Annotated in this window: 5 protein-coding genes; 1 reads left to right on the plus strand and 4 read right to left on the minus strand. The window is 40.4% G+C overall.

The window, feature by feature from the left end; translation table 11 throughout:
- The coding region (locus tag EI161_RS13565; RefSeq protein WP_192528923.1) for a helix-turn-helix domain-containing protein at positions 1–277 on the minus strand (277 nt) is incomplete at its 3' end.
- Between the two features lie 415 nt (positions 278–692).
- On the opposite strand from EI161_RS13565, the gene EI161_RS13570 reads away from it, so the two are divergent.
- Positions 693–1,982 (plus strand): NosD domain-containing protein, encoded by a 1,290-nt coding sequence (locus tag EI161_RS13570; RefSeq protein WP_192524802.1) that lies wholly within the window; start codon positions 693–695, stop codon positions 1,980–1,982.
- Between the two features lie 41 nt (positions 1,983–2,023).
- Here the strand turns inward: EI161_RS13570 and EI161_RS13575 are convergent, their stop codons facing one another.
- From EI161_RS13575 to EI161_RS13585, 3 genes are all read right to left on the minus strand, one after another.
- Positions 2,024–2,812, minus strand: coding sequence for an SDR family NAD(P)-dependent oxidoreductase (locus EI161_RS13575; protein WP_192524803.1), 789 nt, complete (start codon positions 2,810–2,812; stop codon positions 2,024–2,026).
- A gap of 423 nt (positions 2,813–3,235) precedes the next feature.
- Positions 3,236–3,721, minus strand: a complete 486-nt coding sequence (locus EI161_RS13580) for a hypothetical protein (RefSeq protein WP_225735397.1) — start codon at positions 3,719–3,721, stop codon at positions 3,236–3,238.
- Positions 3,722–3,828: 107 nt separating this feature from the next.
- The coding region (locus EI161_RS13585) for an IS30 family transposase (protein ID WP_192524548.1) at positions 3,829–4,107 on the minus strand (279 nt) is incomplete at its 5' end.

Raw genomic sequence — 4,107 nt, forward strand, 5'->3', positions numbered from 1 at the left:
CTATTTGTTCAGGACTCCAGCTGTCTTTTAGCTTATCTGTGACCCAATCCCATACGTCAGCGATGATGCTGGGCGCATTGTTTGACCGTCTGTCACAAGCCTTGTTATTAGCATTCTTTGCTCGGTAACCGCGCAGGCCTTTATTACGCCTTAGCTCTCTTGATATGGTGCTGGGACTTCTGTTTAACGCCCTCGCTATAAATTTAATACTATGTTTTGCCCCTTTAAGGGCATAAATCTGGTATCGTTCACCTAGGCTTAGATGTGTATAGTTCATGGTTGCAATCTCACTTTGGTCGGTGGATAAAAACTTTGATGCTAGCGCATCTAGGTCTTTTTTTCACCTCACATTTGGTATTGCACTTCATGTGTTAATCTAAGATGATTTTTATTAATGGTTTTAATGATTATTGATTGTTATTAATATTTATAGTCGATGAACAGTAAAACTAGTACGGCTGTATTAGTGTGCTAGTGGTATAAATTTTTCTGGTGTGCTGCATACGCAGAGGCTGCACAAAATTCATCCCAGTAGCACTGTAGTAATTCTCAGGTGTTTTGACTATATGTATCAAAATCAGTGTGACGCGTTATGGTGAATACTGGTAGTAGTAAGGTGTCACAGGATGTTCAAAAAATGTAAGACTGTCAGTGAAATTAGGATATGCCCTAGTAAAATAAGAAGGCTTTGTATGTTATCTCCCCATAAATTACTGCTTAGCACCTCGTTGGTCAGTATCGCAGTAGGTATGACAGCTTGTGAGCGCCAAAATTTCGATAACGCTGATATCGAGATGGATGAAGCCGCTGCAAAACAGCCACTGGTGCTAGATACTAAATTACCAAAAGCCACGACGATAATAGATTGCGCGCAATTGACTCCGAAACAAACGCTTATGGTAAAAGGCCACAGCGCACTCAGTCAAAACTGTGATTTGACAGAAAAGTCGATACGCTTTGAGTTAAACGATTCACATAGCTCGCTTGACTGTCAGGGGGCACTGCTCAGTACCCACGCTGATGATTCCTCAAAAGCTAGTGCGATTACGATTAAACCCAAAACAGATAGCGCCATCGAAGATATCACGGTGGCTAATTGTCATGTGAATGGCTATGGTCACGCGCTACATATCCGCCAATATAGCCAACCCAATCAGCGTTACGCGCGCGGCTTAATCGACTCTGCCGCCAATCGCAATCTTGCCCCAAGCGATATTAATGTGATTAATGTCAGTAGTCGCAACAGTATCAATAGCGGCATGTTCGTCGGTGACCATGTGCATGACAGCACTTTTGATAAAGTACGCATCCAAAACGCAGGGACCGTCGGGCTATATTTAGAATTTGGTAGCCGCGACAATGTGATCAAAAACTCAGTGTTTATCGGTAATGGCTTTCGCCGTTTTAAACCCAATCGTGAAGCTATCGCGATTGATTCATCGAGCAACAACCGTATCGAAAGTAACCAGTTTATTCATAACGGTGCAGGTAGTATCTTGCTGTATCGCAATTGCTTCGAGCATGCCGATGATCCAACACGGAGCAATCATTTTAAGCGTACCGAGTCCAGTCGCGACAATGTTATTAGCAATAATACTTTTCGTGATGAGCAGATCGGTGTTTGGGTGGCATCGAGACAATCACGCAATCTAAAAGGCTTTGAGTGCGGTGCTTATTTGCTGAAACAAACCCCATTTTCAAGCTATCATTTAGACAGTGCCAAAGACAATAAAGTTATTAATAATTATTTTGAACAAGTGCAGCAAGGGATTATCGTTGAGGATGATGGCACACAGATTAATGACAACCAGTTCGCAGCCACTGTAAGTATGCCTATTAGCATTGGTTCTAAAGTCCGCGAAGATAGCGAGGCTGGAGCAGTTATAAATACGTCGATTAAAAACAATATATTTACTGATAAAACGACTGAGCAAGCCATTAGTATCAGACCAGCAAGCAAAACGGCTACCAAAATTAGGTAGCCGCTCAAGTGCTTTAACATCATTTATATGGTTTCTTCTATTTATTTAGTACCGATTTTACTATTAACAAAGCGCATTAGTGAATCCGGCGCTACCTGCGAAGCTGTATGTAGCATTTTAGCGGGAAAACCAATAGGGTAATGGGTGCGTGAAATCTTACGATTCGGTTTGCTGCTTAGTTTACATAAAGTTTTGGCGACATCATCGACGGTTAAGTTAATGCCTAGACGGTCGATACTGGTAACTTCAATGTCTTTGGTCATGTCGGATTTTACCCATAATGGCATGACGTCAATTACCTTGATGCCAAGCTCAGCATACTCAATATTTAATCCTTCGGTTAACCCACGTACAAAGAACTTGCTGGCAGAGTACGGCGCAACTTCAGACTGACCATAAATAGCCGATGCCGAAGAGACGTTAATAATTTTGCCGTCATCACTATCCGCCAAATGAGAGGCTAATTTATGACAGCCGATGAGGACGCCTTTACAGTTAATATCAATCAATGACAATTGCTTATCCAAGTCTGTATTGGGTAACGCGCCACTCACCAATACGCCAGCATTATTAATTAAGGTATCGATACCATCAAAATTATCAAGCATATGATCGATGGCAGTATCCCACGCCTCAGGATCAGTAACATCAAGGTGACCATGGATGACACGATTCTTTTTCAGCGCTTTTTTAAACGCTTTATCATTGACCGCGCGCTCAAGCTCAACCGTATCAATATCAAAAAGTCCAACGCTATGACCTTTAGCAACCAATCGCTTGGCCGTCGCCAAACCGATACCGCGTGATGCACCTGTGATTAATATATTCATAATGACTCGCTTAATAGTTAATAGTGGTTATTAATAATAGTTGAATAGGAATACTGTGCTAGATAAAGTCTCTATTTAAATCGAGACTTTTTAAATAGAGGTTTTTTAAATAGAGACTTTATCTAAAATTTTATTTAAGTCTTCAGCTGTCTATGTATTTAACTATATATTTATTTCCCATAGAAAATCCAACTATTGTTCTTGTATTTTACTTTTAGTATACCAAACGATACATAAAAGGTTCGCGCGGCGATAAATAGTATATAGGTAGTTCTATATAAAACTGATACGTTGGTAGCCACGTGCTACTGTTATAAGTTTTTCTTGCTTGCTGTTCACAGGCGTGACAGAGGCTGCCAAAAAATTACTCCAGCAGCATTTGTATCGGTTTGAAAGTGAATCAACTATAACTGCTAATACGCGTTATGCTTTACATGGTGAAGATGATTTATGTGACAGGTATTCCTCAAAATCAATGAGTTTAAACTGCCATAAATAAACCAATGCAATCGCATAAACTCCTGTTTCTGCTAATTCTTCTACGATTTCACCAATGCTTTCAGGAATGATAATATAATTTTCGCCCATATATTCTAGTATTGCCAATGCGATTATGCTGGCATATACAGCGATGGGTACGGAGCGTAATACGGCCCAAAGGTAACGCCACGAGTAAGCCAGTAAACCAACAATCAGCAAATAAACCACGGTAAGAATTGCATCTTCCCACCAATCATAAGAATGATTTAAAAATGAAAAACCACTAGAGATGAATAGGTCTGGCACATAGTTTAACTCACGGCGAATCACCGCAAAAAACACCAGTACTGCCGCCAACCAAAAGGCTCGAATTTTTTTAACATGGTCTGTCGTATAGCCCTGTAGTAAATATTGTAAGCAACGTAGCAAACAGGCGAATAAAATAATAATGCCAGGGACTTCGATGATGCCATCTGAACTTAAAATAGGAAACTCCTGGTTTTTTAAGAACTTAGATTAACACACCAAGTGCAACGCTAAATTATATTATAGAACGCCTGCATAGGCGTTTTAAACCCTAATCGTTTTCTTGGTCTGTTGTTTAGTTTATTCTCAATGTCCTGTATCTCATTATCAGAGACTTGTCTAAAGTCACAACCCTTAGGCAAGAACTCTCTGATTAAGCCGTTAGTATTCTCGTTGGTTCCTCGCTGCCATGACGCATAAGCATCGGCAAAGAAGAAGGAAGTAAAGAGCTTTCGTTTCACCTTCTTATGCTGAGCAAACTCTTTACCATTGTCAGAGGTAATGGTCTT

It is taken from the genome of Psychrobacter sp. FME5 (assembly GCF_014861375.1).
In the GTDB taxonomy this organism is placed as follows: domain Bacteria; phylum Pseudomonadota; class Gammaproteobacteria; order Pseudomonadales; family Moraxellaceae; genus Psychrobacter.